This window comes from Roseomonas aerilata DSM 19363, from assembly GCF_000711725.1.
Taxonomy (GTDB): domain Bacteria; phylum Pseudomonadota; class Alphaproteobacteria; order Acetobacterales; family Acetobacteraceae; genus Roseomonas; species Roseomonas aerilata.
The window spans coordinates 49,601-72,651 of the sequence record NZ_JONP01000020.1; the positions used below are offsets into that span (position 1 = coordinate 49,601).

The 23,051-nt window shown below is 71.8% G+C and carries 20 protein-coding genes; 9 read left to right on the forward strand and 11 right to left on the reverse strand.

Annotation, left to right across the window (positions count from 1 at the left end):
- Window positions 1-11 precede the first annotated feature (11 nt).
- Both ftsY and BO39_RS20035 read left to right on the forward strand, forming a co-directional pair.
- Window positions 12-1,034, forward strand: coding sequence for a signal recognition particle-docking protein FtsY (gene ftsY, locus BO39_RS20030; RefSeq protein WP_245615290.1), 1,023 nt, complete (start codon window positions 12-14; stop codon window positions 1,032-1,034).
- Window positions 1,034-1,837, forward strand: a complete 804-nt coding sequence (locus tag BO39_RS20035) for a creatininase family protein (RefSeq protein WP_043836769.1) — start codon at window positions 1,034-1,036, stop codon at window positions 1,835-1,837. The genes ftsY and BO39_RS20035 overlap by 1 nt, the downstream gene beginning before the upstream one ends.
- On the opposite strand, the gene BO39_RS20040 is transcribed toward BO39_RS20035, so the two are convergent.
- The 7 genes from BO39_RS20040 to ugpA all read right to left on the reverse strand — a co-directional run bounded on the left by BO39_RS20040 (window position 1,834) and on the right by ugpA (window position 8,579).
- On the reverse strand, window positions 1,834-2,292 hold the full coding sequence (locus BO39_RS20040) for a hypothetical protein (protein ID WP_043836771.1): 459 nt from the start codon (window positions 2,290-2,292) through the stop codon (window positions 1,834-1,836). The two genes, BO39_RS20035 and BO39_RS20040, sit on opposite strands and share 4 nt — an antisense overlap.
- Window positions 2,289-2,849, reverse strand: coding sequence for an NUDIX hydrolase (locus tag BO39_RS20045; RefSeq protein WP_043836773.1), 561 nt, complete (start codon window positions 2,847-2,849; stop codon window positions 2,289-2,291). The genes BO39_RS20040 and BO39_RS20045 overlap by 4 nt, the downstream gene beginning before the upstream one ends.
- 52 nt (window positions 2,850-2,901) lie before the next feature.
- Window positions 2,902-3,186, reverse strand: a complete 285-nt coding sequence (locus BO39_RS20050; RefSeq protein WP_043836775.1) for a hypothetical protein — start codon at window positions 3,184-3,186, stop codon at window positions 2,902-2,904.
- A gap of 63 nt (window positions 3,187-3,249) precedes the next feature.
- Window positions 3,250-5,643: a glycosyltransferase family 4 protein gene (locus tag BO39_RS20055; protein WP_043836777.1), complete on the reverse strand. Its 2,394-nt coding sequence runs from the start codon at window positions 5,641-5,643 to the stop codon at window positions 3,250-3,252.
- A 63-nt stretch (window positions 5,644-5,706) separates the two neighbouring features.
- Entirely contained in the window at window positions 5,707-6,777 is a 1,071-nt protein-coding gene (locus tag BO39_RS20060; protein WP_043836779.1) for a sn-glycerol-3-phosphate import ATP-binding protein UgpC, read from the reverse strand.
- Between the two features lie 3 nt (window positions 6,778-6,780).
- Window positions 6,781-7,698, reverse strand: coding sequence for a sn-glycerol-3-phosphate ABC transporter permease UgpE (gene ugpE / locus BO39_RS20065; RefSeq protein ID WP_084698292.1), 918 nt, complete (start codon window positions 7,696-7,698; stop codon window positions 6,781-6,783).
- Entirely contained in the window at window positions 7,698-8,579 is an 882-nt protein-coding gene (gene ugpA / locus BO39_RS20070) for a sn-glycerol-3-phosphate ABC transporter permease UgpA (protein ID WP_043836781.1), read from the reverse strand. Before ugpA ends, ugpE begins: the two co-directional genes overlap by 1 nt.
- 263 nt (window positions 8,580-8,842) lie before the next feature.
- Here ugpA and BO39_RS20075 point away from each other — a divergent pair, with 263 nt between their 5' ends.
- From BO39_RS20075 to pcaF, 3 genes are all read left to right on the forward strand, one after another.
- Complete coding sequence (locus tag BO39_RS20075; RefSeq protein ID WP_043836783.1) at window positions 8,843-9,430, forward strand: GvpL/GvpF family gas vesicle protein; 588 nt, start codon at window positions 8,843-8,845, stop codon at window positions 9,428-9,430.
- 106 nt (window positions 9,431-9,536) lie between these two features.
- Window positions 9,537-10,664 (forward strand): MFS transporter, encoded by a 1,128-nt coding sequence (locus tag BO39_RS20080; RefSeq protein ID WP_211257493.1) that lies wholly within the window; start codon window positions 9,537-9,539, stop codon window positions 10,662-10,664.
- A 67-nt stretch (window positions 10,665-10,731) separates the two neighbouring features.
- The gene (gene pcaF, locus BO39_RS20085; RefSeq protein ID WP_043836786.1) at window positions 10,732-11,940 is read left to right on the forward strand and encodes a 3-oxoadipyl-CoA thiolase; all 1,209 of its coding nucleotides are present in this window, start codon (window positions 10,732-10,734) and stop codon (window positions 11,938-11,940) included.
- Between the two features lie 65 nt (window positions 11,941-12,005).
- On the opposite strand, the gene BO39_RS20090 is transcribed toward pcaF, so the two are convergent.
- Both BO39_RS20090 and BO39_RS20095 read right to left on the reverse strand, forming a co-directional pair.
- Window positions 12,006-13,535 carry a DUF6212 domain-containing protein gene (locus tag BO39_RS20090; RefSeq protein WP_043836788.1) on the reverse strand — a complete coding sequence of 510 codons (1,530 nt, stop codon included), beginning with the start codon at window positions 13,533-13,535 and terminating at the stop codon, window positions 12,006-12,008.
- Window positions 13,532-14,923 carry a glycosyltransferase gene (locus BO39_RS20095; RefSeq protein WP_043836790.1) on the reverse strand — a complete coding sequence of 464 codons (1,392 nt, stop codon included), beginning with the start codon at window positions 14,921-14,923 and terminating at the stop codon, window positions 13,532-13,534. The genes BO39_RS20090 and BO39_RS20095 overlap by 4 nt, the downstream gene beginning before the upstream one ends.
- Before the next feature lie 117 nt (window positions 14,924-15,040).
- On the opposite strand from BO39_RS20095, the gene galE reads away from it, so the two are divergent.
- From galE to BO39_RS20115, 4 genes are all read left to right on the forward strand, one after another.
- A complete protein-coding gene (gene galE / locus BO39_RS20100) occupies window positions 15,041-16,045 on the forward strand; it encodes a UDP-glucose 4-epimerase GalE (RefSeq protein ID WP_043836792.1) in 1,005 nt (334 codons plus the stop codon).
- A 133-nt stretch (window positions 16,046-16,178) separates the two neighbouring features.
- Window positions 16,179-16,970 carry a GDSL-type esterase/lipase family protein gene (locus BO39_RS20105; protein ID WP_052402345.1) on the forward strand — a complete coding sequence of 264 codons (792 nt, stop codon included), beginning with the start codon at window positions 16,179-16,181 and terminating at the stop codon, window positions 16,968-16,970.
- Window positions 16,971-17,326: 356 nt separating this feature from the next.
- A complete protein-coding gene (locus BO39_RS20110) occupies window positions 17,327-18,343 on the forward strand; it encodes an alginate O-acetyltransferase AlgX-related protein (RefSeq protein ID WP_043836794.1) in 1,017 nt (338 codons plus the stop codon).
- The gene (locus tag BO39_RS20115) at window positions 18,340-19,059 is read left to right on the forward strand and encodes a hypothetical protein (RefSeq protein WP_052402346.1); all 720 of its coding nucleotides are present in this window, start codon (window positions 18,340-18,342) and stop codon (window positions 19,057-19,059) included. The genes BO39_RS20110 and BO39_RS20115 overlap by 4 nt, the downstream gene beginning before the upstream one ends.
- A gap of 75 nt (window positions 19,060-19,134) precedes the next feature.
- Here BO39_RS20115 and BO39_RS20120 read toward each other — a convergent pair whose 3' ends face one another.
- Window positions 19,135-21,750 carry a tetratricopeptide repeat protein gene (locus BO39_RS20120; protein WP_156963788.1) on the reverse strand — a complete coding sequence of 872 codons (2,616 nt, stop codon included), beginning with the start codon at window positions 21,748-21,750 and terminating at the stop codon, window positions 19,135-19,137.
- Window positions 21,751-21,925: 175 nt separating this feature from the next.
- Window positions 21,926-23,050, reverse strand: a complete 1,125-nt coding sequence (locus BO39_RS20125; protein WP_043836798.1) for an alginate O-acetyltransferase AlgX-related protein — start codon at window positions 23,048-23,050, stop codon at window positions 21,926-21,928.
- Window position 23,051: the final 1 nt, after the last annotated feature.

Here is a 23,051-nt window from a genome sequence, read left to right on the forward strand (position 1 = left end):
CCCGCCCGGCCATGCCCGGCATCCCCGAGGAGCCGCCCGTCGAGGGGCCCAAGCCGGAGATCGTCGAGGAGAGGCTGCCGGAAGAGCCCGAGTCCTTCGCGCCGGCGCCCGCCACGGGCGGCTTCTTCTCCCGCCTGAAGGCCGGCCTCTCCCGCTCCACCGCACGCCTCACCGAGAACCTCACCGGCCTTTTCCGCAAGCGCCGTCTGGATGACGAGGCGCTGGAGGAGCTTGAGGAAACCCTCATCGCCGCCGATCTCGGCCTGCCCGCCGCCCAGCGCATCGTCGCCGGCTTCCGCCGCACGCGCTTCGGCAAGGAGGTGGGGGAGGACGAGGTGAAGGCCGCACTGGCCGAGGAGATCGCGGAGATCCTCGGCCCCATCGCCCAGCCCTTCGAGCCTGACTGGGACCGCAAGCCCTATGTCGTGCTCGTCGTCGGTGTGAACGGCACGGGCAAGACCACCACCATCGCCAAGCTGGCGCAGAATTTCCGGGCGGAGGGCCGCAGCGTGATGATGGCCGCCGGCGACACCTTCCGCGCCGCCGCCGTCGAGCAGCTCCAGATCTGGGGCGATCGCACCGGCAGCACCGTCGTCGCCCCGGTGAAGGAGGGCGCGGACGCCGCCGGCCTCGCGCACGAGGCCCTGCAGCGCGCCCGCGCCGAGGGCGCCGACATCCTCCTCATCGACACGGCCGGGCGCCTTCACAACAAGGCCGGGCTGATGGAGGAGCTGCGCAAGGTCGTTCGCGTGCTCCGCAAGCTCGACGCGGAGGTGCCGCACGCCGTGCTGCTGGTGCTGGATGCCACCACCGGCCAGAATGCCGTGCAGCAGTGCAAGGTGTTCCGCGAGATGGTGGACGTGACCGGATTGGTCGTGACGAAGCTGGACGGCTCCGCCAAGGGCGGGGTGGTGGTGGCGCTGGCGGAGGAGTTCGGCCTGCCCGTCCACGCCGTCGGCGTCGGCGAGACCGCGGCTGACCTCCGCCCCTTCGCCGCGCGCGACTACGCCCGCTCGCTGGTGGGCCTCTCCTGATGCGCGAAGTCCGTTGGGAGCGGCTGACCGCCCCCGAGATCGCGGAATGGGCCGCGCGGGACGCGGCCGTCATCCTGCCGGTGGCGGCGCTGGAACAGCACGGCCCGCACCTGCCCGTCTGGACCGACAGCCTCATCGGCCACGCCGCCGCCATCCGCGCCGCCGAGCTGGTGGCCGAGGACGCACCCGCTATCGTGCTGCCGCCGATGTGGCAGGGCATCAGCGAGCATCACCTGCCCTTCGGCGGCACGATCAGCCTCGACTTCCGCGCTATGCAGGCGGTGATCGCCTGCGTCGCCCGCTCCATCCGAGCCTGCGGCTTCCGCAAGCTGATGCTGTCCAACTCCCACGGCGGCAACATCGAGCCCTTGCAGGTCATCGCGCGCGAGCTGGGCGCTGAGACGGGCATGCCGGTGGTCGCCGTGACCATTCACCAGGCGGCCGCCGCAGCCATCGCCGGCATCCTCGAGACCCAGCCCGGCACCCAGCACGCCTGCGAGGCCGAGACGAGCCTGTGGATGGCGATCGAGCCCGAGGGAGTGCGGACGGACAAGATCGCCGGCGCCCTCTCCAACGGTGGGCCCTCAGTCGGCGGCAGCGCCTTCCAACGCTTCTGGTCCTTCGCCGAGCGTGCCCCCGGCACCGGCGTCCGAGGCGACCCGCGCGCGGCGACGCCGGAGAAGGGCGAGCGCATCCTGGCCGCCATCGCCGAGGCCCTGGCGCGCGGCCTGCGCGACAAGGCCCTCTGGGCCACGCCCGACGATGTGTGGACGGAAGGCCGAGCCCAAAGGGCGGGGTCCTAGTACGAGAAGGGGATCTCCAGCCGCGCCCCGGCCGCCGGGTCGCGGAAGAGGCGGTCCTGCCTCTCGGTGTAGCTGCTGTTTCCCCCGTCCTGCCGCCGGCTGTCCGGCAGGCTGCGCGGCTCGATCAGGTCGGGCCGAAGCCTGGTCACCTGGCGCTCCATCGGCGCGCTCGGCCCCACGATGGAGCGGTTGGGCATCGGCGCGACCTCCGCCTGCGGCGTGGCCGGGCGTGGCGGCAGCGTCGGCGCCTCGGCCACCGGCGGCGCCGGGTCACGCCGCGCGGCGCGGCGGCGCACCGGGCGGCGCCGGGCGGGGGCGGCCGGCGTTGCCTGGGCGGGCTCGGCCTGCACCAGGATGGGGACCGGCGCCAGATCGAGCTGGACCAGCCGGGCCGCGGGGGCCTGCGCGGCGGGCGCTCCCATGAGGAGGGCGGACAGGGCGAGGCCGACGATCATTCGGCACCTCCGACCATGGCGGCTCCGGGAAGCGGGCGGGTGCCGCGCGCGTCCTCGGGCGGGTTGAACACCGGGGGGCCGGGATGCCCGGCACCCTCCTTCCAAGCATGCAACGCCCAGCGGACGGTCGGGAAGGCGATTTCATCCCAGGGGATCTCATCCCAGGCGAAAACCCGGACATCGAGGCTTTCCGGCCCGGCCGCGAAGCCCGGCTCGGCCAGCCGGGCGCGGTACATGAGCTGAACCTGCCCGAGTCGCGCGATGGAATAGACCGCGAGCAGCCCTTCGAGCGCGATCCGCGCCCGCGCTTCCTCCCAGGCCTCGCGCCGGGCGCCTTCCTCCACCGTTTCATGCATTTCGAGGTAGCCGGCGGGGAGGGTCCAGAAGCCGTGCCGGGGTTCGATGGCCCGGCGGCAGAGAAGCACGCCGCCATCGGCCGCGACGACGGAGCCGACGACAATCTTCGGGTTCTCGTAGGCGACGAAGCCGCAGTCGCGGCAGGTCAGGCGCTCGCGGTCGTCGCCGTCATGCTGCACGAGATCGAATTGCGCGGCCATTGGCCGAGCATGCCGCCCGCTCTGGGGCGCCACAACCCCCTGTTGCCAGGGTTCACACGCGGAGGTCGAGCAGCGAGCCGCGCGGCAGGGGGGAGGTCGGCTTCGGCGGCACCGCATCGAGCAGGCGCTGTGCCGGGGCGGCCTGGGCGGCGCCCTCCGTCGTACGGGCAGGGGTGGCGCGGACCGGCCGCACGTCCCCGATCCCCGCGGCGCGGGATACATCCTGCGTGAAAGCGGCGAGGGAGTTGCTGCTGATCATGCGCAGGATGGTGCCGGAAAGGCGTGAATCCTCCCTTAACAGGCGGCGAGGGAGGGGAGCCGTGGCGCGGATGAGCATGGCCCAGCCTCGTCCACGCGGCCGTTAATACTCCAGCAACCTATGGCTGTATCTTGGGACCGATCAGGTGGGCCGCACCGGCGGCAGGCGCTGGCTTTCCAGGAAGTCGAGGCGCGCCATCAGGTCTTCGGCCCGGCAGAGCATCAGCGCACGAAGGCCGCTCCCCGCCGGTGCGTCCAGCTCCAGTTCCAGCACCCGCGTCCCCTCACCGACTTCGACCGGCAGGGCGGTTGCGAAATCGCCCTCTGGCGGAGCGGGGATGGTCGCGGAGCCCGATGCCGCACCGTCCGCGAGCAGGGACAGGCCGATCGGCGCGCGGCCTGCCCCGCGCAGCTCCAGATGAAGGCGCAGCGATCCGTCGGTGCCGGGCGGCAGGGGCAGCCGCAGCCGCGCCGGGCCGCCGAGCATCGGGGTTCCCCACCCCTCCGGCAGCAGCCAGCCCGACCCGTCGCGGATCATGTCCGAGAGGGCCATCGAGAGATCGGGCACCCGCGCCTCCGTCGCCTGGAAGCCGATTCGGTGGCCGAGCGGAAGCGAGACGCGTTCCTCCGGTGGCGGCACCGCGCGGCTGGTGAAATCCGCCACGCCATCCGTCACGTCGGCCAGCACGGCGGTCCAGGGGCGCGGCACGCCGAGCGCGGCGACCGACCGCTCCGCCGCGGCCAGCGCGCCCGGCTCGAAGAGCAGCCGCTCCACCGCCGCGGCCATGTCGCCCTCGCTCTGCGGCTCGACGAAGACCGCGGCGCCTGCCCCCGATTCGATCAGCGCGGAGTGCCGCGGCACCACCGCTGCCTTCCCCCAGGCCATGCTCTCGGTCACCGGGAGGCCCCAGCCCTCGTAGTGGGAGTTGTAGATCGTGAAGAGGCAATCGCGGTACAGCGCCGCGAGCCCCGCGTCCGAGATGCCGTGCAGCAGCACGACGTGGCGCGCCAGTTCGGGGCTGGCCGCGAGAAGGTTCATGGCCGCCTCGACTCCCCAGCCAAGCGCGCCCAGGCAGACGAGGCGCGGCACGCGCGCCGGGCCGTGGCGGCGCAGCAGGGAGAGCCAGGCGCGGAAGACCGTCAGGTGGTCCTTCCGGCTCTCGATGGTCGCCACGAACAGGACGTAAGGCTCGGGCGGCCGCGGCGCGCGCGTGCCCTCCAGCGCCGCCGGGTCCGGCATCACGCCTGTGCGCGGGTCGCCGTCGAGCCGTACGACGGCCATGGGCAGGTCGAGCCCCGGCAGCAGGCGTTCCAGGAAGCGCCGCCCATCCTCGCGCGTGGACTCCGAGTTGCAGAGCACCCCGTGGGCGTGGACGCCCATGGCCGAGAACCAGCGCGCGTAGTCCTGAACGAGCACGCGCACGCAGTGCTCGGGCATGACGAGCGGCACGCAGTCGTGCAGGAAGGGCACGTAGAGCACGCCGTGCGCCCGCTGCGCCGCGCGCAGCCCGCGGAAATAGGCGGGGACCCCCCAGGAATTCCCGAGGTTCACCAGCACCTGGCCCTCGGTGAAGACATGCGCCGGTGCGCCGCGCGCCACCTCCGGCACGGCATCGCGCGCCTCGATCCAGGCGGGGTCGTTCACGTCCGATCCCGCCGCCGCGGTGCTCAGCAATCGGGCCAGGTCCTCCTCCCGCACCGCCCGCCATGTGGCGCGCGGATGCTCGAAGGCGAGGTAGGTCGCGCGCTGGCCGGAACGCAGCGCGGCCGAGAGAAGGCTCGCCTGCACGCGTTGGATGCCCGTCAGCGTGCGGCGCGTCGCGAAATGCATCAGCAGGTCGGTGACGTCGAAGGCGATCCCCCCAGCCGCCGGCGGCGGCAGGTTCGCGGGAGCTTCCGGCCGCTGCACCGCGATGGAGAGGCGCGGGGCAGGAAGCAGCGTCGTTGACAGCGGCCGCGCTGGAATACCCGGCTCCTGCGCCGGCGGTTCGGGTTTCGGCCGAGAAGCCGGCGGCGCTTCCGGCGACCGCGACCTCGGTTCGGGCGCGGGGGACTCTTCCGGCGGCCCGGCGGGTGGCGTGACCGTCTCGGGCGCAAGCATCTCGGGAATGGCCGGCTCTGGCAGGATCGGCTCGGGCGGGCGCGGCGGCACCGGCGGCGGCGGCGGGTTGCCGGAGGGCATTTGCGCGAGGGCCCCCGCTGCGGCGGAGGCCGCTGGATCGCCCTGGCCGAAGGTCACCGCGAGCCCGTAGGCCCGCCGTGCCTCCGCCTCGCGCCCGAGCAGAAGGAGAACATGGCCGCGGTGAAGATAGGGAAGGGGCTCGGCCGGTGCCTCGGCCAGGGCGGCATCAAGGGCTGTAAGCGCCCTCTCCACGAGGCCCGCGCTGCGGAGGGCATGCGCCTGCCACAGAAGATCTTCCCACCCGGCGGACCCGAGGAGCGCGGCCTCCCCGAAGAGGCGCGCCGCCTCCTCGTGCTGCCCGTCATGCCAGGCTCGCGCGGCCTCCTCCCGCAGGGAGGCGGCCTCTTCCATCATGTCGTGCGGGGCATCCATAGGGGATGGGTAGCGGGACCGCGCGCCCGCCGGAAGGGGAGTCGCTCAGGCAGGATCCAGCCGGCGGCCCGTGTCGGCGTCGAAGACGTGCAGGTGGGCGGGCGCGATCCGGACCGGCAACCGCTCGCCGCTGAAGGCGCCGTTCAGCCGCGCGGTGACGGCCATGCCGGCAGGCGTGCGGCCGTGCACGACCGTCTCTGAGCCAAGCGGTTCGATCAGCTCGACCGCCAGGGGGATGGAACCGGGGCCGTCGCCGGGCTCCAGGTGCTCCGGCCGCAGCCCGAGGGTGATCGGCGTGCCGGCGGTGCCCGGCCGCGGCCCGTCCGCGAAGGGGATGAGCGTGCCGTCCGGCAAGCGGGCGGAGCCATTCCCCTGGTCGAGCGAGGCCGGGATGAAGTTCATCGCGGGGCTGCCGATGAAGCCCGCGACATAGGTGTCGGCGGGACGGGAGAAGATCTCCATGGGCGGCGCCACCTGCGCGGGGCGGCCCGCATTCATCACCACCAGCCGGTCGCCGAGCGTCATCGCCTCCACCTGGTCATGCGTAACGAAGAGCGAGGTGACGCCGAGGCGCCGCTGCAGGCGCCGGATCTCGGCCCGCATCTGCACGCGCAGCTTCGCGTCGAGGTTCGACAGTGGTTCGTCGAAGAGGAAGAGCGCGGGCTCGCGCACGATGGCCCGCCCCATCGCCACGCGCTGTCGCTGCCCGCCCGAGAGCTGCTTCGGCTTGCGGTCCAGCAAGGGGCCGATGCCGAGGATTTCGGCGGCCGCCTGCACGCGGCGCGCGATCTCGTCGCGCGCCATGCCGCGGATCTTCAGGCCATAGGCCATGTTCCCGAAGACGGTCATGTGCGGGTAGAGCGCGTAGTTCTGGAACACCATCGCGATGTCGCGGTCCGCCGGCTCCAGCCCCGTCACGTCGCGCCCGTTGATGACCACCTGCCCGGAGGTCGGCGTCTCCAGCCCCGCCACGATCCGCAGCAGCGTGGACTTGCCGCAGCCGGAGGCGCCGACGATCACGACGAGCTCGCCGTCATTCACCTCGAGGTCGATGCCGTGCAGCACCTGCGTGGCGTTGAAGGACTTCTTGACGTCTCGGAGGGAGAGGGTGGCCATCGGCTATTTCTCGGTCTCGGTCAGGCCGCGCACGAACCAGCGCTGCATCAGCGCGACGACGAGCACGGGAGGCAGGAGGGCCAGCACGGCGGTCGCCATGATGGTGTTCCACTCGTTCTGGGCATCGCCTCGCCCGATCATCTTGGACAGGCCGACCACGATCGTCTCCATGGAGCGGTCGTTGATGATCAGCAGCGGCCAGAGATACTGGTTCCAGCCGTAGATGAAGAGGATGACGAAGAGCGCCGCGATGTTCGTCAGCGACAGCGGCAGCACCACGTCCCTCAGGAAGCGAACGGGGCCCGCGCCGTCAATCTTCGCCGCCTCCACGAACTCGTCGGGGATGGTGAGGAAGAACTGGCGGAAGAGCAGGGTGGCGGTCGCGGAAGCGATCAGGGGGATCACCAGCCCTGGCCATGTGTTGCCGAGGTTGAGGTCCACGATCACCTGGAAGGTCGGGATGATCCGCACCTCCACCGGCAGCATCAGCGTGATGAAGATCGCCCAGAAGGCGAGCATGCGCCCGGGGAAGGAGAAGAACACGACCGCGTAAGCCGAGAGGATGGAGATGGCGATTTTTCCGAGGGCGATGGCTACCGCCATGATCAGGCTGTTCACCAGCATGGTGGAGGCCGGCGTGGTTTGGCTGCGCCCGCCACCCTCGTTCCAGGCGGTGGCGTAGTTCTCCACCGTGTGCGCGCCCGGCACCAGCGGCACGTCGCCGCGCCCGATGGTCCCGGCATCATGGGTGGAGCCCACCAACGTCATGTAGATCGGGAAGGCGACGATCAGCACGCCGAGGATGAGCGCCCCGTGCGCGAGGAGGCGCGAGAGGAGGGCGCGGCGGCGAGTGGCGCGCAGCAGCGCGTCGTCCCGCACCGGCTCCGCTCGCAGGGCCACGGGGTTCGCGGGCGCATCCATCAGTAGTGTACCTTCTTCTCGACGGCGCGGAACTGGAAGGCGGTGAGGGCGATCACCAGCACCATCAGGATCACGCTCTGGGCGGAGGAGAGCCCGAGATTGAGGTTCTGCACGCCATCCACATAGACCTTGTAGATCAGCGTCTCCGTCGCCTGTCCCGGCCCGCCGCTGGTCAGCGCGTGGATGATGCCGAAGGTCTCGAAGAAGGCGTAGGTGAGATTGACGATCAGCAGGAAGAAGGTCGTCGGCGAGAGAAGGGGGAATATGATCGACCAGAAACGCCGCGCCGGGCGCGCGCCGTCGATCGCCGCGGCCTCCAGCACGCTTGCCGGGATGGATTGCAGCCCTGCCAGGAAGAAGATGAAATTGTAGGCGACCTGCTTCCAGGCCGCCGCGATGACGATGAGGATCATCGCGTGCGTGCCGTTCAGCCGGTAGTCCCAGGCGACGCCCGCGGCGTTCAGCCAGCGCCCGATCAGCCCGACCTGCGGCTGGAACAGGAACAGCCACAGCACGGCGGAAACGGCGGGCGCCACAGCATAGGGCCAGATCAGCAGGCTGCGATAGACGGTGACGCCCCGCAGCGACTTATCCGCCTGCACCGCGAGGAACAGGGCGATGCCCAGCGCCAGCCCCGCCACGCAGCCCGAGAAGACGACGCTGTTGAGCGCCGCGTTCACCCAGTTCGGATCAGAGAGCACATCCTGGAAGTTCTCCAGCCCGACGAATTCCTGGGAAAGCCCGAAGGCGTCCTCCCGCAGCAGGGACTGGTAGATCGCTCGCCCGGCCGGCCAGAAGAAGAACACGAAGGTGATCGCCAACTGCGGGAGCAGCAGCGCAATGGGGAGAATCCTGCCCCGGAAAATGACCTTTCTCTGCATCGTGCCCTCCCGTGCGCCGGACGGGGAAGTCCCGTGCGGCGCAAGCCTGTCCGTTGTTGAGGGGCCGGGGAAGGCCGCCTGGCCGTGTAGCCGCCGCCGTGCTGGGGCGCCGCGTGCCCGCGCGGCTGGCCTCGGCACGCCGATGAGCGCCGAGACTACAGCCCGGCCAGAATTTTGTGGAGGGTCCAACACCGGCCGTGAGGGGAGCGTCATGAACCCACCGTTCATCTCTCGCCCGCATCATCCTGGCCATGGATAACGCGATGCCTCTCCTTCTCCTCGGTGTCGGCCTGCAAAAAGCGCCGCAGCTGCCGGCCGTGCGGGTCGGCCGGGTCTCAGGCCTGCTGGCGGGTTGGCGCGGCGCCGCCAGCCTGCCGCCCTCTGCCCTTCGCCTGCCGGAGCCGCTGGGCTTCACCAGCCTGCAGGAAGTCCGCGCCTGGCTCGTCGCGCGCGAGCCACGCCTGGCCACTGCCCTCCGCGCCCTGTCCGGCTGCCGGGAGGTCGGGCTCGAATTGCACGAGGACGCGCCGCGCCACGCCGCCTGGTTGCGGCAGCGGGACAAGGGCCTCGCCTCCGAGGCCCCGGCAGATCCGGCCCGGGCGGCGCGGCGCCTGTTCATCGGGCAGCGGGTGGAGACCATCCTCTCGAGCGAGGCCCGTGCCGCCGTCCGCCCTGCGCCGGGCGCGGAACCGGCCACCTGGTCGGTGGCCGTGCCGAAGGCGGCGGTGGAGCGCCTGCGCGCCGCGCTTGAGCTGGAGGCGCACCGGCTCGCCGGCACCGGCCTCTCCCTTCGCGTCAGTCCGCCCGGCAAGACGAACGGCCTGGCCAGGGCCATCCTGCAGGACGCCTGAAGGCCGGCGCGGGCTTGATGAAGCGGCTGGCATCCCGCTTCATGGTCCCGTGCGAGGAACCGGGAACATTCCGCCAGCGGCTGGTGCGGCCGGCAGGCGCCGCGTGGTGGGCGCGCTCGGCGTGGCACAGACCCTTGCCTGGGCCTCCTCCTACTACCTGCCCGCCATTGTCGCCGCACCGATGGCCGAGGACTACGGCCTTCCGCCCAGCGCCATCTTCGGCGCCTTCTCCGCCTCCCTCCTGCTGACGGCGCTCCTCGGCCCCTGGGTCGGGCGCGTGATCGACCGCCGGGGCGGGCGCGGGGTGCTGGCGGGGTCGAACCTGGCGCTGGCGGCCGGCCTCGCGGCAATGGCGCTGGCGCCGGCGGGATGGCCGGTGGTGCTCTTCCTTGGCTGGGGACTGCTGGGCCTCGGCATGGCTCTCGGCCTCTATGATTCCGCCTTCGCCACCCTGGCCGGCCTCTACGGCAAGGAGGCGCGCGGGCCGATCTCGGGCGTGGCAATGATGGCGGGCTTCGCGAGCACGATCGGCTGGCCCCTTACCGCCTGGCTAAGCGCCTGGCTCGGCTGGCGCGGTGCCTGCGGCTCCTGGGCCGCGCTGCAAATTCTGCTCGGCCTGCCTCTGCACCTCCTGCTCGTCCCGCCCGCGCCACCGCCGCCGACCGCCGCCGCCAGCGTGGAGGAGCCGGAAGGGGCAGCGGGCTGGGGGCAACTCGCTCTGCTCGCGCTGGCGCTGACGGGCTCGGGGTTCAATATCGCGGCCATGGCGGCGCATCTGCCGGGCCTGCTGACCCGGAGTGGTGCCTCGGCCGAACTCGCCCTCCTCGCTGCCAGCCTCGTCGGGCCCATGCAGGTCCTCGTGCGCGTGCTGGACGCGCTCTTGCTGCGCCGCCTGCACCCGCTGACCACCGCCCGCCTGGCGACCGCCGGGCACCCCGCGGCGGCCTTGGCCCTCGCGGTCGGGTTCGGGCCCGCGGCCTTCGCCATCCTCCACGGGGCCGGGAACGGGCTGCTCACGATCGTTCGCGGCACCCTGCCGCTCGCCCTTTTCGGGGCCCGCGGCTACGGGGCTCGGCAGGGGATCATTCTCGCGCCCATGCGGCTCATCCAGGCGCTCGCGCCGCTCGCCTTCGGCCTCGCGCTGGAGCGGCTCGCCCTCCAGGCCCTCTGGATCTTCGCGGGGGTGGGGCTCATCTCGCTCCTCGCCCTCGCGGCGCTGCGCCGCCCGGGATAGCCGCCCCCTTGGCAGCGCGCCCCGGATGGGCTTCCTGCCAGCCACAGACCGGAAGAGAGGGAATGCCATGGCCGACGCCTTCATCTGCGACGCCGCCCGCACCGCGATCGGGCGCTATGCCGGCGGGCTCTCCGCCGTGCGGGCCGACGACCTCGGCGCCGTGCCGCTCAAGGCGCTGATGGCGCGGAACGAGGGCGCGGACTGGGCCGCGCTGGACGACATCGTCTTCGGCTGCGCCAACCAGGCCGGCGAGGACAACCGCAACGTCGCCCGCATGGCCCTGCTGCTGGCGGGGATGCCCGACAGTATCGGCGGCAGCACCGTGAACCGCCTCTGCGGCTCCGGGATGGACGCGGTCGGCATCGCGGCCCGCGCCATCAAGGCCGGCGAGGCCTCCTTCATGATCGCGGGCGGGGTCGAGAGCATGACCCGCGCTCCCTTCGTGCAGGGCAAGAGCGCCGAGGCCTTCGGCCGCCACGCCGAGATCTACGACACCACCATCGGCTGGCGCTTCGTGAACCCGGCCATGAAGAAGGCGCACGGCGTCGATTCGATGCCTGAGACCGCCGAGAACGTGGCGCAGGACTTCCAGGTGAACCGCGCCGACCAGGACGCCTTTGCGCTCCGCAGCCAGCAGCGGGCCGGCGCCGCGCAGAAGGCCGGCCGCTTCGCCGAGGAGATCGTCCCGGTGACCATCCCCCGGCGCAAGGGCGACCCGGTCGTTTTCCAGCAGGACGAACATCTCCGCCCCGACACCACCGCCGAGGCGCTGGCGAAGCTGCCCACCCCCTTTCGCAAGGAGGGCGGCTCCGTCACGGCCGGCAACGCCTCGGGCGTGAACGACGGCGCCTGCTCCATTATCCTCGCCGACGAGGCGATGGCGCGCCGCCAGGGCCTGACTCCGCGCGCCCGCGTGGTGGCCTCCGCCACCGCCGGCGTGCCGCCGCGCATCATGGGCTTCGGCCCTGCGCCGGCCACGCGCAAGGTGCTGGAGAAAGCGGGCCTGAAGCTCTCCGACATCGACGTGATCGAGCTGAACGAGGCCTTCGCGGCCCAGGCGCTCGCCGTCACCCGCGACCTCGGCCTGCCGGACGACGCCGAGCACGTGAACCCCAATGGCGGCGCCATCGCCCTCGGTCATCCGCTGGGCATGAGCGGCGCGCGACTGGTGCAGACCGCCGTGCACGAACTGCACCGCCGCGGCGGCCGCTACGCGCTCTGCACGATGTGCATCGGCGTCGGCCAGGGGATCGCGATGATCATCGAGCGGGTCTGATACCGCTCAAGCGCTGCTGGTGACTCCGGGGAGAGAGAAGGAACCCTTCCTCTCCCCGTGCTCCTTTACGCGGAACGGGTGCCCTCCGCCCGCAGTGCCTGCGCGGCCGCGAGCCAGCCCGGGATTTCGGCCGCGGTGACGCCGGCCTGGTGGCACCCTTCCTCCACAGCGCGGGGCAGGATGTCGAGCAACGCGGCCATGAGGGCGGCATCGCGCTCGTCCGAGACGAGTTCCAGGAATTCCTGGATGTCGCTCTGGAACACGCGCAGGAAGGGTCCGAACCGGTCGCTCTGGCGACCCAGCCATTCCTCGAACATCGCGGGCCAGCCAGCGGCGAGGCGGAACTCGAGCCGTGGCTCCCCTTCCTCGACAGCGAATTTCAGACGGACGGGCGCCCATTCGCGCCGGCCGGCGCGAAGCGAGGCCATGTCCAACTCCAGGTGACGGTACGCCCCGGCGTTCTCGTAATCGCTCAGGCGTAGCTCCGCGTATCGCGCACCGGCTGACGGGATGCGGAGTGGTCCGCCGCTTCCGGCCAGGGTTCCGGGTATGGCAATCCCGCCGGCCGGGGGCGAGGCGGTGGGGTGATCCTGCGGCGGCGATGGACGCCAGGGCCCGGCGGCCGTCGTTTCGAGGACCCGGAGGCCGGCCCAGGGCGCCGCCACGGGGAGCGGGGTCTTCGACAGTTCGGGCAGCGCCTCGGCCGAGAGCGTCCCGCCCTCCAACTCCACCACGGCGTCCGTCTCGCCCGCGCGCAGGCCGACCGCGAGGACAGCCTGCTCGCCGAGCCGTGGCTGAAGGGGCAGGTCCAGCGTCACCGCGTCCTCCCCCAGCGGCCGCCATCCGGTCCAGGCTGAACCGGGCGTGGTGCGCGATAGGTCGGTCAGATCAGCTGGCAGGATGCCATCCGGCCTGATCCAAGCCGCGACCGCCGCACCGCGTCCCGTCCCGTGGGCAAGTGTGATCCGCAGCCGCCGCATCCTCTGCGTGTCGAGGGCTGGCAGCAGCAGGATCGAGCGGCCGTGCGCGGGGGCGCGTAGCAGCGGGCGCGGTGCCTCCTCGCCGATGGCGACGGGATCGACACCGCCTTCCAGCGCCCGCGCCTCCGCCCAGCTGAGGGCGCGAGGCGTGGGGGGAGGGGCCGGCTCATCGGCGGAGGCTTCTTCGGGCTGCACCGCGCTCCCCTCGGCCCGCGCGGCAGCGGCCTGGCGCAGTAGGGCGGCGGAGAGCGCCTCCGCGGTCACGGCGAGCACCCCTGGCAGCGCCTCCGCGCCAGAACCGGCGGGAACGAAGGGCGGTGGCAGCCCCTCGACCGTGGACCACCAGGCGCCGAGGGCGGCGAGCGGCTGCCAGTCCGGCGCGACAAGGCCGATGGTGCCCACCGGCGGGGAGGGAAGAGGAAGGGTGGCCGCCAGTTCCGGCGCGCGGGTGCCGAGCGGATGGATCAGCAGGTTCTCCCCGCGCGGCGCGAGGATCCAGACGTGGAGCGCGGCGGAGGCGATCGGCGAGGGGTCCACCACGCCCTCGGCGACGAGGAGATGGGGCGCCACTTCGGCCAGGCGCGTCAGGTGGGAGGGGGCGGCGCGCGGGATCAAGGAAGGCGAGCCTCGTCGATGGGCCCCTTATCGGGCGGGGGGAGCGTTGAGGGATTGGTTGCTTGCGACGTCGGCCCCTCCGGTGATGCCTTATGGAGCGCCGTCTCCGTGACCGGCGCATCCGAACCCGGGCCGGTGTCCTCGGTCTTCAACTCCGCCTCTTCCCTGCCCGCCAGGGCATCGGGCCGGGCTTCCGGACGCTCCTGGACCGCCTCCCGCGCGAAGGCGGGAGCAGCGAAGGGCGGAGCTTCCGGCAGGGGGGCGGCAAGGCGCCGCAGCCGCCCGATGAGGCGCGCCATCGCCACCGCAGGGTCAAGGGCCTCCACCTGCTGCCAGGCGGCCTCGACGCGCTCGCCCGCAGGGCCGCCCGGCTCCAGGCAGGCGGCCAGCGCTTCGGCCACCGCTTCGGGATCCTCCGCATCCACGACCGCGGCAAGGCGAGGCGCGTCCTCGCCGAGGGCCTCCAGCGCCTCCGGGCTCGCCACCACCGGTACGCGCAGGCGGGCGGCGTGGAGGAAGCCGACGGGCGGTCCTTCCAGCCGGGAGGGAATGAGCAACATGTCCGCCCCCGCCAGCAGCGACGCCCCCTCCTGGCCGGGGCCGAGCAAGCATAGCGCGTTGCCCTCGCCGGACGCATCGCGCAGCGCGGCCTCCAGGATGCCCTCGCCGCCGCAGGCGACAACCCCGCCCGTGCGCGCCGCGAAGGCCTCCGCGATGGCGGGGAGGCGGTCCGCGCCCCTGGCCGCGTCCAGCCGGCCGAGGAAGAGCGCGACCGGCGCCGACGGGCCGAGCCCCAGCCTCTCGCGCAGCGCCTCGCGGCAGGCCTCCCGGTCGGGCGCTGACGGCCGCTCCGCATCGAGGGGGATGGTGGAGACGCGGCCTTCCCCCAGGCCCAGCAGCCGCCCCAGCCGCTCGGCGGTGGCGGCGCTCGGGGTGATCCATTCGGCCTGCAGGGCGGCCGCGGCCTGGAGAGCGGCGGCGTCAATCCCGGCCGGCCGCGCGCCGCGCGGGGCGAGATGGGCAAGGACGAGGCAGGGGGTGCGTGTTTCCGCGAGGACCGCCATGGCGCCCACCGCGCGGTCCGGCCAGGGCAGGGCGAGGATCACCGCGTCCGGGCGGGCTGCCGCCAGCGCCGCGCGGGTCGCGCGAGCCTGGCCTCGGCGCACCTCGTCCTGCGGACCGCGGCGCCAGGCGAGGGGCAGGTCGAGCAGCGCCGGGCCGCCTTCCGCAGGAAATGCCTGGCGAAGCCCGGCGATCAGGCCCGCCTCCGCCGCCACGGTCCCGGCGACGCCGAGCGCGGCCGCGGCACCGAGGATGCGCAGCGCCTGCGCCTCCGGCGTGCCGAATTCGTCCCCCGGGAGGATAACCAGCAGGCGCCCTATCCGCATGGCCGAGCTCGTACCGCCCTATCTTATGTGATTGGACCGTCTCACCCGGATGAGCGAAGCCGTCCAGCCCCCGGGCCGGCGATCCGCCGCCCGGGCGCGGATGGTTGAGGAAGATCGATGGGACGGTACCTGGTTACGGGCGGCGCCGGCTATGTTGGAAGCCACGTTGCACTCGCCTTGCAGGAGCGGGGCGACCACGTGGTCGTGCTGGACGACCTCCGCCAGGGGCACCGCGCCGCGGTCCAGCCCGGCATGGATCTTGTTGTCGCCGACCTCGCGGACCGCCGCCGGGTGGAGGAGGTCTTCGCGGGCTGGCGCTTCGACGGAGTCCTTCATTTCGCGGCTCTTTCGCTCGTCGGCGAGAGCATGCGCGAGCCGCTGCGCTACATCGCGGAGAATGTCGGCAACTCGCTCTGGCTGGCCGAGGCCGCCGTGCGCGCGGGTGTCCGGCGTTTCGTCCTCTCCTCCACTGCCGCGCTCTTCGGCGAGCCCACGCGCATCCCCATCGACGAGGAGGAGCACGTCGCCCCGGTCTCGGCCTATGGCGAATCGAAGCTCATGGTGGAGCGGGGGCTCGAATGGGCCGACCGAGTGCACGGGCTGCGCTCGGCGGCGCTGCGCTACTTCAATGCGGCCGGCGCGGACCCCGGCGGACGGCTGGGCGAGGATCACAATCCGGAGACCCACCTGATCCCGAATACGATCAACGCGGCCCTCGGGCTCGGCCCGGCGCTGACGGTCTTCGGCACCGACTACAACACGCCCGACGGCACCGCGATCCGCGACTACGTCCACGTGACGGACCTCGCGGACGCGCATCTGCGCGTGCTCGACCGGCTGAAGGATGGGCCTTCCTGCCGCTACAACGTGGGCAGCGGGACCGGGGCCTCGGTGATGGAGGTGATCGCGGCGGTGGAGCGCGCGACGGGCCGCCCGGTGCCGCATGTGCTCGGCCCGCGCCGGGCGGGCGACCCGCCAGTGCTCGTCGCATCCAACGCGGCGCTGCGCCGCGACACCGGCTGGGTGCCGCGGCTGGGCGCGCTGGACAGCATCGTCGGCACGGCCTGCGCCTGGCGAATGAAGAACCCGGGCGGCTACCGCGACGTGGCTGCCGCGGCCTGAAGCGTCGCGCGCTCCCCGCGCACGGGCGGGACTGGTCCTCGCCGCCCCTTCGTGCGAGGACCGGCCCGGCCGCGCCGTGCGGCGACGCTGCGCTCCCTTGCGGGCGGGCGCGGCGGGGGAGCAGGACGCGCCCATGGGCCATCTCGATGACGCGCGTCCCGGGGGCTGGGAGGAACGCCGCCGCCGGGTCACCTTTCTCGTCCTCGTGGCCCTCCTCGCGGCCGGGCCGGGCGCGGTGATGGCCCAGGCCTGCCCCAGCCTGCCGGCGCGCGACCCGATGCCGCGCGAAGTCCGTCCGGAGAGGCTGGAGCATCCCTACTGGCGCACCCGCAGTGCGGCGCTGAGCCGAATGGCCGCTGGCGACCTCTCCCGCACGAAGCTCGTCTTCCTTGGCGATTCGATCACCGAGAACTGGGAGCGCCGGGACTGGGAGGCAAATTACTTCCGATACGGCGCGCTCAACCTCGGCGTATCAGGTGACTTCGTCCAGGGCCTCCTCTGGCGGCTGACGGCCGGGGGGCAGTGGCCGGCGACCCTTCGTCCGCGGCTCGCGGTCGTGCTGATCGGCACCAACAACGCCTCCTACAACTCGCCGCCCGAGAGCACGGCGCTCGGCATCGCCGAGGTGTTGCGAGAGATCCGCCGCCGCTCTCCGGAGACACGGATCCTCCTTCTCGGCATCCTGCCGCGCGGTGCCGAGGCGAACGACCCGGGGCGCCGCCTGAACGCGCGGGTGAACGAACTGATCGCGCGCTGCGCGGACGGGCAGTCGGTGTTCTATCTCGACGCCGGGCCAGCGCTGGTGGACGCGCAGGGGCGACTTGCGCCCTCGATCGCCCCTGACCGCCTGCACCTCTCCGCCGAGGGCTATGCAAGGCTTTCTGCGGCCATCGAGCCAAGCTTGCGGGCGATCCTCACGCCCTGAGCGGAGCGGGCCAGCCTGGCAGCTGTTGCATTAAGGCCATGATCGCCGGCGTCTCGACAGGCTCAGTTTCCGCGTCGCGATAGTATGTTAACAATCTCGCGGACGTGAGGTGGCGGGGAACGGCGCTGGATGAGGGTTGTCGGGGGGCAACTGCGGCCGCGAGGCCGGGGCGGTGCGGCGGGTCGGACCCTCCCGGCTCTGACCCGGCCTGCGTCGCCGGCGTCCGGCAGCGGCACTCGCGCCATCCTCCCGGCAGGCCCGCGTGGCCGGTCACCGATTCCCGCATTCTCCTTCCTCGATCCTTCTCATCCGGATGGGCGGGACCACCACCGCCCAGCCTCTCGCGGAGTCCTCTGATGAGCGGCACCTTGCATGGGCCCAAAACCGGGTTCGGCACGCTGACGAACCGTCGCCACTTCCTGGCCGCCGCATCTTCCGGCCTCGGTGCCGCGCTCGCAGCGCCCCACATCGCCCGGGCCCAGGGCGCGCCCTCGCTCGCCGTCGTTGGCAAGGAGGGCTGGCTCTTCCCGCTATGGGACAAGGTGGCGGATGACGATGCCCCGCAGGTCCGTCCTGTCGTGCAGGTCATTTCGCGCGCAATCGCGACCCTGAAGGCTGCGGGCATCGACGTCGCTATGATCCTTGTTCCCTCGAAGGCGCGAACTTATCGCCAGTTCCTGCCTGACAGCATGAGGGTCGCCTCCGCTGTCGACCGTCGTTATGCCGGCGTGCAGGCTGAGTTCCGGAAGGCTGGCGCGATCACGGCGGACCTCGACAACGCCTTCCGGGCGCACGCGGCGGGCACACAGCTCTTCTTCAAGACCGATACTCACTGGACGCCCATGGGCGCCGAACTCGCGGCCGTCGAGGCAGCGAAGGCGATCGGCCCAACCCTGCCAGCGAGCACCCGGCCAGGCCTTCAGGTCTCGGCGCCAATCAGCCGGGTTGCCCCGCGCGGCGACCTCGTCCGTAACCTCCCAGAGGCGCAGCGCGCCACTTATGGAGCAGAGCCCGTCGTGTCACGCGACGTGGTCGCGTCGGGCGGGCAGAACGCCCTTCTTGCTGACGACACCTCGGACGTTACCCTCGTGGGAAACAGCTACATGGAGCCGAAGTACGGCTTCCAGCCCATCCTCTCGAACCAGCTCAGCCGGCCGGTGTCGCTGTTCTGGAAGCCGAATAACATCGGGGCTTACGCGATTCTCCTCCAGTACGTAACGAGCCCCGGGTTCCGCGAGCAACGGCCGAAGCTGCTGATCTGGACCTATCTAGAGGTTGATCTCACCGCAGGTCCGAGCAGCTCCGGCTGGGGCAACAATGCGATGGGCTCCGACCAATTCCTCAACAATTTGCGCCAAGCGGTATCTGCATGACCAAGCCCAATTTCCTTCGGCGGGCCTTCGCGCCCCTCCTTGCCGCCCTGGTGGGAACGACCTCGGCCGGGGCTCAGACGCCATCTGGCCAGGCGCAGGTTTACGATCCCGAGCCGCCGCCGGACTCCGCCTATGTGCGCTTCGTGAACACGATGGGCGAGGAAGTCTCCCTCCGCCCAGCCTTCCTGCCGGCCCTGAAGCTTGGTACCCGCCCTGCGGAGCGCGTGACGGTCTACAACGTCGCCCAGCGCGTTACTGGCAATCGTGAGATGGTAGTGGAAGCCTCCGCCGGCCGTCGCACCGGAAGGATCGTGCTGCGCCTACAGCCAAAGAGCTTCAACACGGTGCTCCTGCAGCCCCAGGGCGACGGCGGGATTACCGCGACGCCAATTGTGGATCAGGCCGACTTCAATCGCGCCCGCGCGCGTCTCAGCTTTTACAACGCGGCGCCCGAATGTCCGGACGCCTCCGTTCTGCTCGCGCCGAGCGGCCCCGCCGTCTTCCCACCGCCCGTGGCACCCGGGACGACGGTAAGCCGCACGGTCCAGCCCGTGGCAGCCCAGCTTCGCGCGGGCTGCGCGGGCCAGGTCGCCCCCGATGTCCCGCTGGAGGGGTTGGAGGTCGGCGGCATGTACAGCATCTGGCTTATGCGCCCCGAGGGGCGCGCGCTCGTTGCCTTTGTCGGCCGCGACACGACAGCGCGCTGGAGGAACTGACGCGCGCAGCGTCCCCAAGGGGGCGCTGGCACCCTCTGGATGGGCAGGGAATGGCGCCGCGGCGCTCCCGGCCCGCTAGTTGCCCTCGCGGAGCTGCATCGCGCGCAGCCGGGCGGCCTCTTCGAGAGCCCGGCGGGCGCGCGAGTTGTCGTCGCGCGCGCGAGCGATGCGGGCCTCAAGCAGGGCCATCTGCAACTCGTCGGCACCGCGCGCGCGTCCTTCACGCAGGATCTGCTCGGCGCGTCCGATCGAGTTGCTCGCCACGGCTGCCTCGCCGGCCACGGCCCGTGCGCGCACGTAGTCCGGGTTGGCCTCAAGAATCGGCTCCGCAATGCGCACCGCCTCAATGCCGCGGCCGGAGCCGGAATAAACACGCGCCAGGGAAAGCTGGACGTCAATGTTAGAGCTAGCCTGGCCAGTGGAGGGTGCCAGCCGATTCAGCACGCCCTGCCGATCCCCGCTGTCGTTCAGCCGGTCTGTGGATGTTGCGGATGAAATAGCGCGCACTGTCGTGGCACGGCTGCGTGCCTCGCTTGCAAGCGCCGAGTCGCGGTCGAGGTTGGCGACCGCCGCTTCAGCCTCGGCCGCACGACCAGCATCTAACAGCGCACCCGCGATCGCGATGCGGGCTGTTGCCGGAGTGCTCGGAACAGGGCTTGCCGCCCGCGCCGCTGCCTCAATATTCGCTGGCTGGCGCAGGCGGGCGAAAGCGCGAATGACGCTGGCCTGGGTCTCGCCCGTCGCGTCGGGCTGAGAGGCAAGTGCCAGAAGCCGGCGGGCGGCGTCAGAGCGCGGGTTGCCCCGTGCAGCCGCTTCCAACTGGCGCAATTCGAGGGCACGGCGATTCTGCTCGAGCAGACGGCTGCCATCTTCGGTGCGGGCACTGGGCGGAATGGCGCCAAGGCGGGCCACCGTCTCCGCAATCCGACCGTCCGCGTTCGACAGCAGCGCCGAGGCGAAGAGCGCGTCCGGGGCGTTGCGCGCGGCCAGTTCCCGCTCCAGCCGCCGCGCCTCGTCCGCTTGGCCCTTCCCCTTCAGGCTGCGGGCGAGGTCGAAGGCTGCCCAGGTGCTACTCGGATCGGCCGCAAGCGCATTTCGCAGCAGGACAATCTTCGCATCCGGATTAGTCGTACGCTGCGCCTCCTGACGTAGGGCGGCGGAGCGGAAGGCGAGGGAGCCCGCTGGCGGGCGAAAACCGTTCTCTGCCAGGAGTTGGTCCGCTTCCCCGAAGCGTCCCTGGCGCTGAAGCGCCTCGTACAGGCCGCCCTGGGCGGCAGTGTTCGTCCGTTGGATGGTCAGCGCCGTGCGGAAGCGCGTCTCGGCGGTCGAGAAATCGTCGCGTCGGATGGCGAGGAAGCCGAGCACGAGCTCGCCTTGCAATCTCTCGTTGGCGTTGCCGCGGAGCGCGCGCTGCGCGGCTTCCTCTGCCTTGTTTGCTTCGTTCCGGTTGAGACTGCGCCAGGCCTGGACAGCGCTGCTGGGTGCCACCGCCCCGGCCCCGCGGTTGCCGTTGCGATCCCTCCCACGCCCGTTGCCTCTGCCGTTACCGGCTGCCGCCGCACTCGAATAGCCATCGAGGCTCCCGACCCGCTCCGTAAACTCCTCCCGCCGGAAGGGGGCGAGGGCGATGCCCTCTTCGAACAGCGTGCGGGCTTCGGGGAAGCGGAACTGCAGTTTACGGACGATCGCGAGGCCGATGACCGCCTCCGGATCAGTTGGATCGCCTTCCCGAGCGGTGTTGAAGTTCCGCTCGGCGTCGTTCACGCGGCCGGCCGCGATTGCGTCCCAGCCCGCGAGACGCTCCGTCACCCACTGCGGGACGAGCGTGCCCTTAGCCTCGTTGTACTTCGCCTCGATTTCGGGATCCGGCGGGTTGGACTGCAGGTAAATTCCAATGGCTTCGGCAGCATCGGGATCACCGGGCATCCAGAGGATGGCCTGACGCCACGCGGAACGGACTGCGGAGCTGATCGCCGGGATATCCACGAGCTGCCGTAGCCGCTCGATGCCCTGCAACCGGTAGGACTCGTTGTAGGTGAGCATCTGGGCATAGGCGAGTTGGAGCGGGCGGTTCTCGCCCGCGGCCATTACCGCCGCCTCCATGCCCCGCCTCGCCTCCTCGAAGTTCTCGGGCGATGTGCCGGCCAGTGTCTGGTAATACTCGGAGGCGAAGATCAGCGGCACCTCGCCTTGCGGAAACAGCTCCCGGTAGCGCTGCATCGCCGCCTCGCGCTGCCCGGCCAGGGAGAGGCGCCGGGCCTCGGCCAGCACCGTCTGGTCCACCAGCAGCGCACGGAGCGAGGTGGCGGCGCGCAACGCAGCGGGCGTGCCGGGCGCGATCTGGTTGAGGCGGGCGGTGTAGAGTTCGGCATTCGTGCGGTCGCCGTTCAGCGCGGCCACCTCGGTCGCGGCCGCCAGCACGCCTGGGTTGTTCGGCTCCAGCGTCAGCAGCCGGTCGAGGGCCTGCTGCGCCAGCTGCGGCCGCCCCTGTGCGCTCCAGTAGTTCGCCTGGTCGAGGAGGATCGCGGCGCCGCGGCTGCCGAGGCGCGGGGCCGCCTCTCCTGCCAGCTGGGGAATGCCGGCATCTGCGGTCTGGGCCGAGACATGGCCGGTGGCCAAGCTTGCCAGCAGCGCCACCATCCCGGCGCCAGCAAGAAGGGGGAGCCTCGCCGAGGGGGCGGCAACTGCCACCCGGGGACCCCGCCTGCACAACACGGGGCGAGGCGGGTGCGAGGCCATGACCGAACTCTCCAGCATGCCGGTCTCAAACTGACCGGTTCCATAATAATCGGTACGCCGTCTCATGCCCAGCGATATCCGCTTCGCAGAGCGAAAAGCGCGGGCCCCGGCGGCGCTCGGCACGGGGCTACCACCGCGCGATGAACTCGCGCTCGGCGGCGGTCAGCGGCTGAGCCACGACCCGCTCCGGGATTTCCCAGATCACAAGCCGGGGCGGTGACTCCCGGAAGGTCTCGCCCGCGAAATAGGCGGCCGCGCTGCCCGCGAAGCCGCCGCCGGCCGTGGCCGCGTTCAGCACGGAACCCCGCAGCGCCGCCTGCAGCGCGCCGTGGAAGTTGGCATTGACCGAGTAGGAGGAGCCGATCAGCGCAACCTCTGGTGCCGGAGCCTCGTCGAGCAGCCCGCCGCCCGCGCCTTCCTCGGCCTTTTCCGTGCGCTCGAGATGCTGGCGGTCCGGCCGCGGGCGCAGCGCATCCGGCACGCGGTCAAGGCTGGTGACTCGCAGCAGGTCGCCGGGGCCGTCTGTCTCCTCTGCCGCGGCCGTGGTGCGGTAATCCTCTCCGCGGGTCAGCGGCACCTCGGCGACGGCCGCGGCGATCGCGGCTGCGGCGGCCCTCGCGCCTTCCTGGTTCCAGTGCGTGTCGGTGCGGTAGTAGGCGCCGTTCCGTGCCTCGACGACGGAGAGAGCCGGCAGCAGCGCGATCGGCCGCAGCCCTTCGCCGCCCAGTGCGGCGAGGAATGTGTCGTACCGCGCCTCGGCCTGGGCGGAGCGCGGCACCCCGCAGAGCTTCGCCTGCTCCACCCGCGCCTTGTCCGGCACCACGGCGACAGCGAGGGCGATGTTGCGGGCGGCCAGCGCGTCCCGCACACGACGAACGGCCGTGGCGCGCTCGGCTATCGCGGCCTCGCCGCCGGGCCAGGGGCGCAACTCCTCGGTCAGGAACAGCGTCTCGCCGCAGCCGACGCGGACCGCGGGGCCGCCGGAGCCGAAGAGCCTGTAGCGGAAGACGCCGCCGGCCGCGCGCAGAAGCGGATCTGCCGGCAACTCGTGCGCCATCACATGGTTCACCGCGCCCGTCAGCGTGCCGGAGAGGAAGGAGGCGACGTCGAGCGTCGGACGGAGCCGCTGCTGCCCCTGTGGGCTCGCGATGGCCTCGATCCCCTGCCAGGCGCCGAGTCCGAGCAGGACGACGGCAGCCGCGCCCTGCAGGACGGCGGCGCGATGGGCGTTCTTCCAGCGGGTCTCGCTCATC

Excerpts from the sequence above, each read along its gene's own strand:
- ftsY (WP_245615290.1), top strand. The coding sequence starts at position 12 with ATGCCCGGCATCCCCGAGGAGCCGCCCGTCGAGGGGCCCAAGCCGGAG.
- BO39_RS20035 (WP_043836769.1), top strand. The coding sequence starts at position 1,034 with ATGCGCGAAGTCCGTTGGGAGCGGCTGACCGCCCCCGAGATCGCGGAA.
- BO39_RS20040 (WP_043836771.1), bottom strand. The coding sequence starts at position 2,292 with ATGATCGTCGGCCTCGCCCTGTCCGCCCTCCTCATGGGAGCGCCCGCC.
- BO39_RS20045 (WP_043836773.1), bottom strand. The coding sequence starts at position 2,849 with ATGGCCGCGCAATTCGATCTCGTGCAGCATGACGGCGACGACCGCGAG.
- BO39_RS20050 (WP_043836775.1), bottom strand. The coding sequence starts at position 3,186 with ATGCTCATCCGCGCCACGGCTCCCCTCCCTCGCCGCCTGTTAAGGGAG.
- BO39_RS20055 (WP_043836777.1), bottom strand. The coding sequence starts at position 5,643 with ATGATGGAAGAGGCCGCCTCCCTGCGGGAGGAGGCCGCGCGAGCCTGG.
- BO39_RS20060 (WP_043836779.1), bottom strand. The coding sequence starts at position 6,777 with ATGGCCACCCTCTCCCTCCGAGACGTCAAGAAGTCCTTCAACGCCACG.
- ugpE (WP_084698292.1), bottom strand. The coding sequence starts at position 7,698 with ATGGATGCGCCCGCGAACCCCGTGGCCCTGCGAGCGGAGCCGGTGCGG.
- ugpA (WP_043836781.1), bottom strand. The coding sequence starts at position 8,579 with ATGCAGAGAAAGGTCATTTTCCGGGGCAGGATTCTCCCCATTGCGCTG.
- BO39_RS20075 (WP_043836783.1), top strand. The coding sequence starts at position 8,843 with ATGCCTCTCCTTCTCCTCGGTGTCGGCCTGCAAAAAGCGCCGCAGCTG.
- pcaF (WP_043836786.1), top strand. The coding sequence starts at position 10,732 with ATGGCCGACGCCTTCATCTGCGACGCCGCCCGCACCGCGATCGGGCGC.
- BO39_RS20095 (WP_043836790.1), bottom strand. The coding sequence starts at position 14,923 with ATGCGGATAGGGCGCCTGCTGGTTATCCTCCCGGGGGACGAATTCGGC.
- galE (WP_043836792.1), top strand. The coding sequence starts at position 15,041 with ATGGGACGGTACCTGGTTACGGGCGGCGCCGGCTATGTTGGAAGCCAC.
- BO39_RS20105 (WP_052402345.1), top strand. The coding sequence starts at position 16,179 with ATGGGCCATCTCGATGACGCGCGTCCCGGGGGCTGGGAGGAACGCCGC.
- BO39_RS20110 (WP_043836794.1), top strand. The coding sequence starts at position 17,327 with ATGAGCGGCACCTTGCATGGGCCCAAAACCGGGTTCGGCACGCTGACG.
- BO39_RS20115 (WP_052402346.1), top strand. The coding sequence starts at position 18,340 with ATGACCAAGCCCAATTTCCTTCGGCGGGCCTTCGCGCCCCTCCTTGCC.
- BO39_RS20125 (WP_043836798.1), bottom strand. The coding sequence starts at position 23,050 with ATGAGCGAGACCCGCTGGAAGAACGCCCATCGCGCCGCCGTCCTGCAG.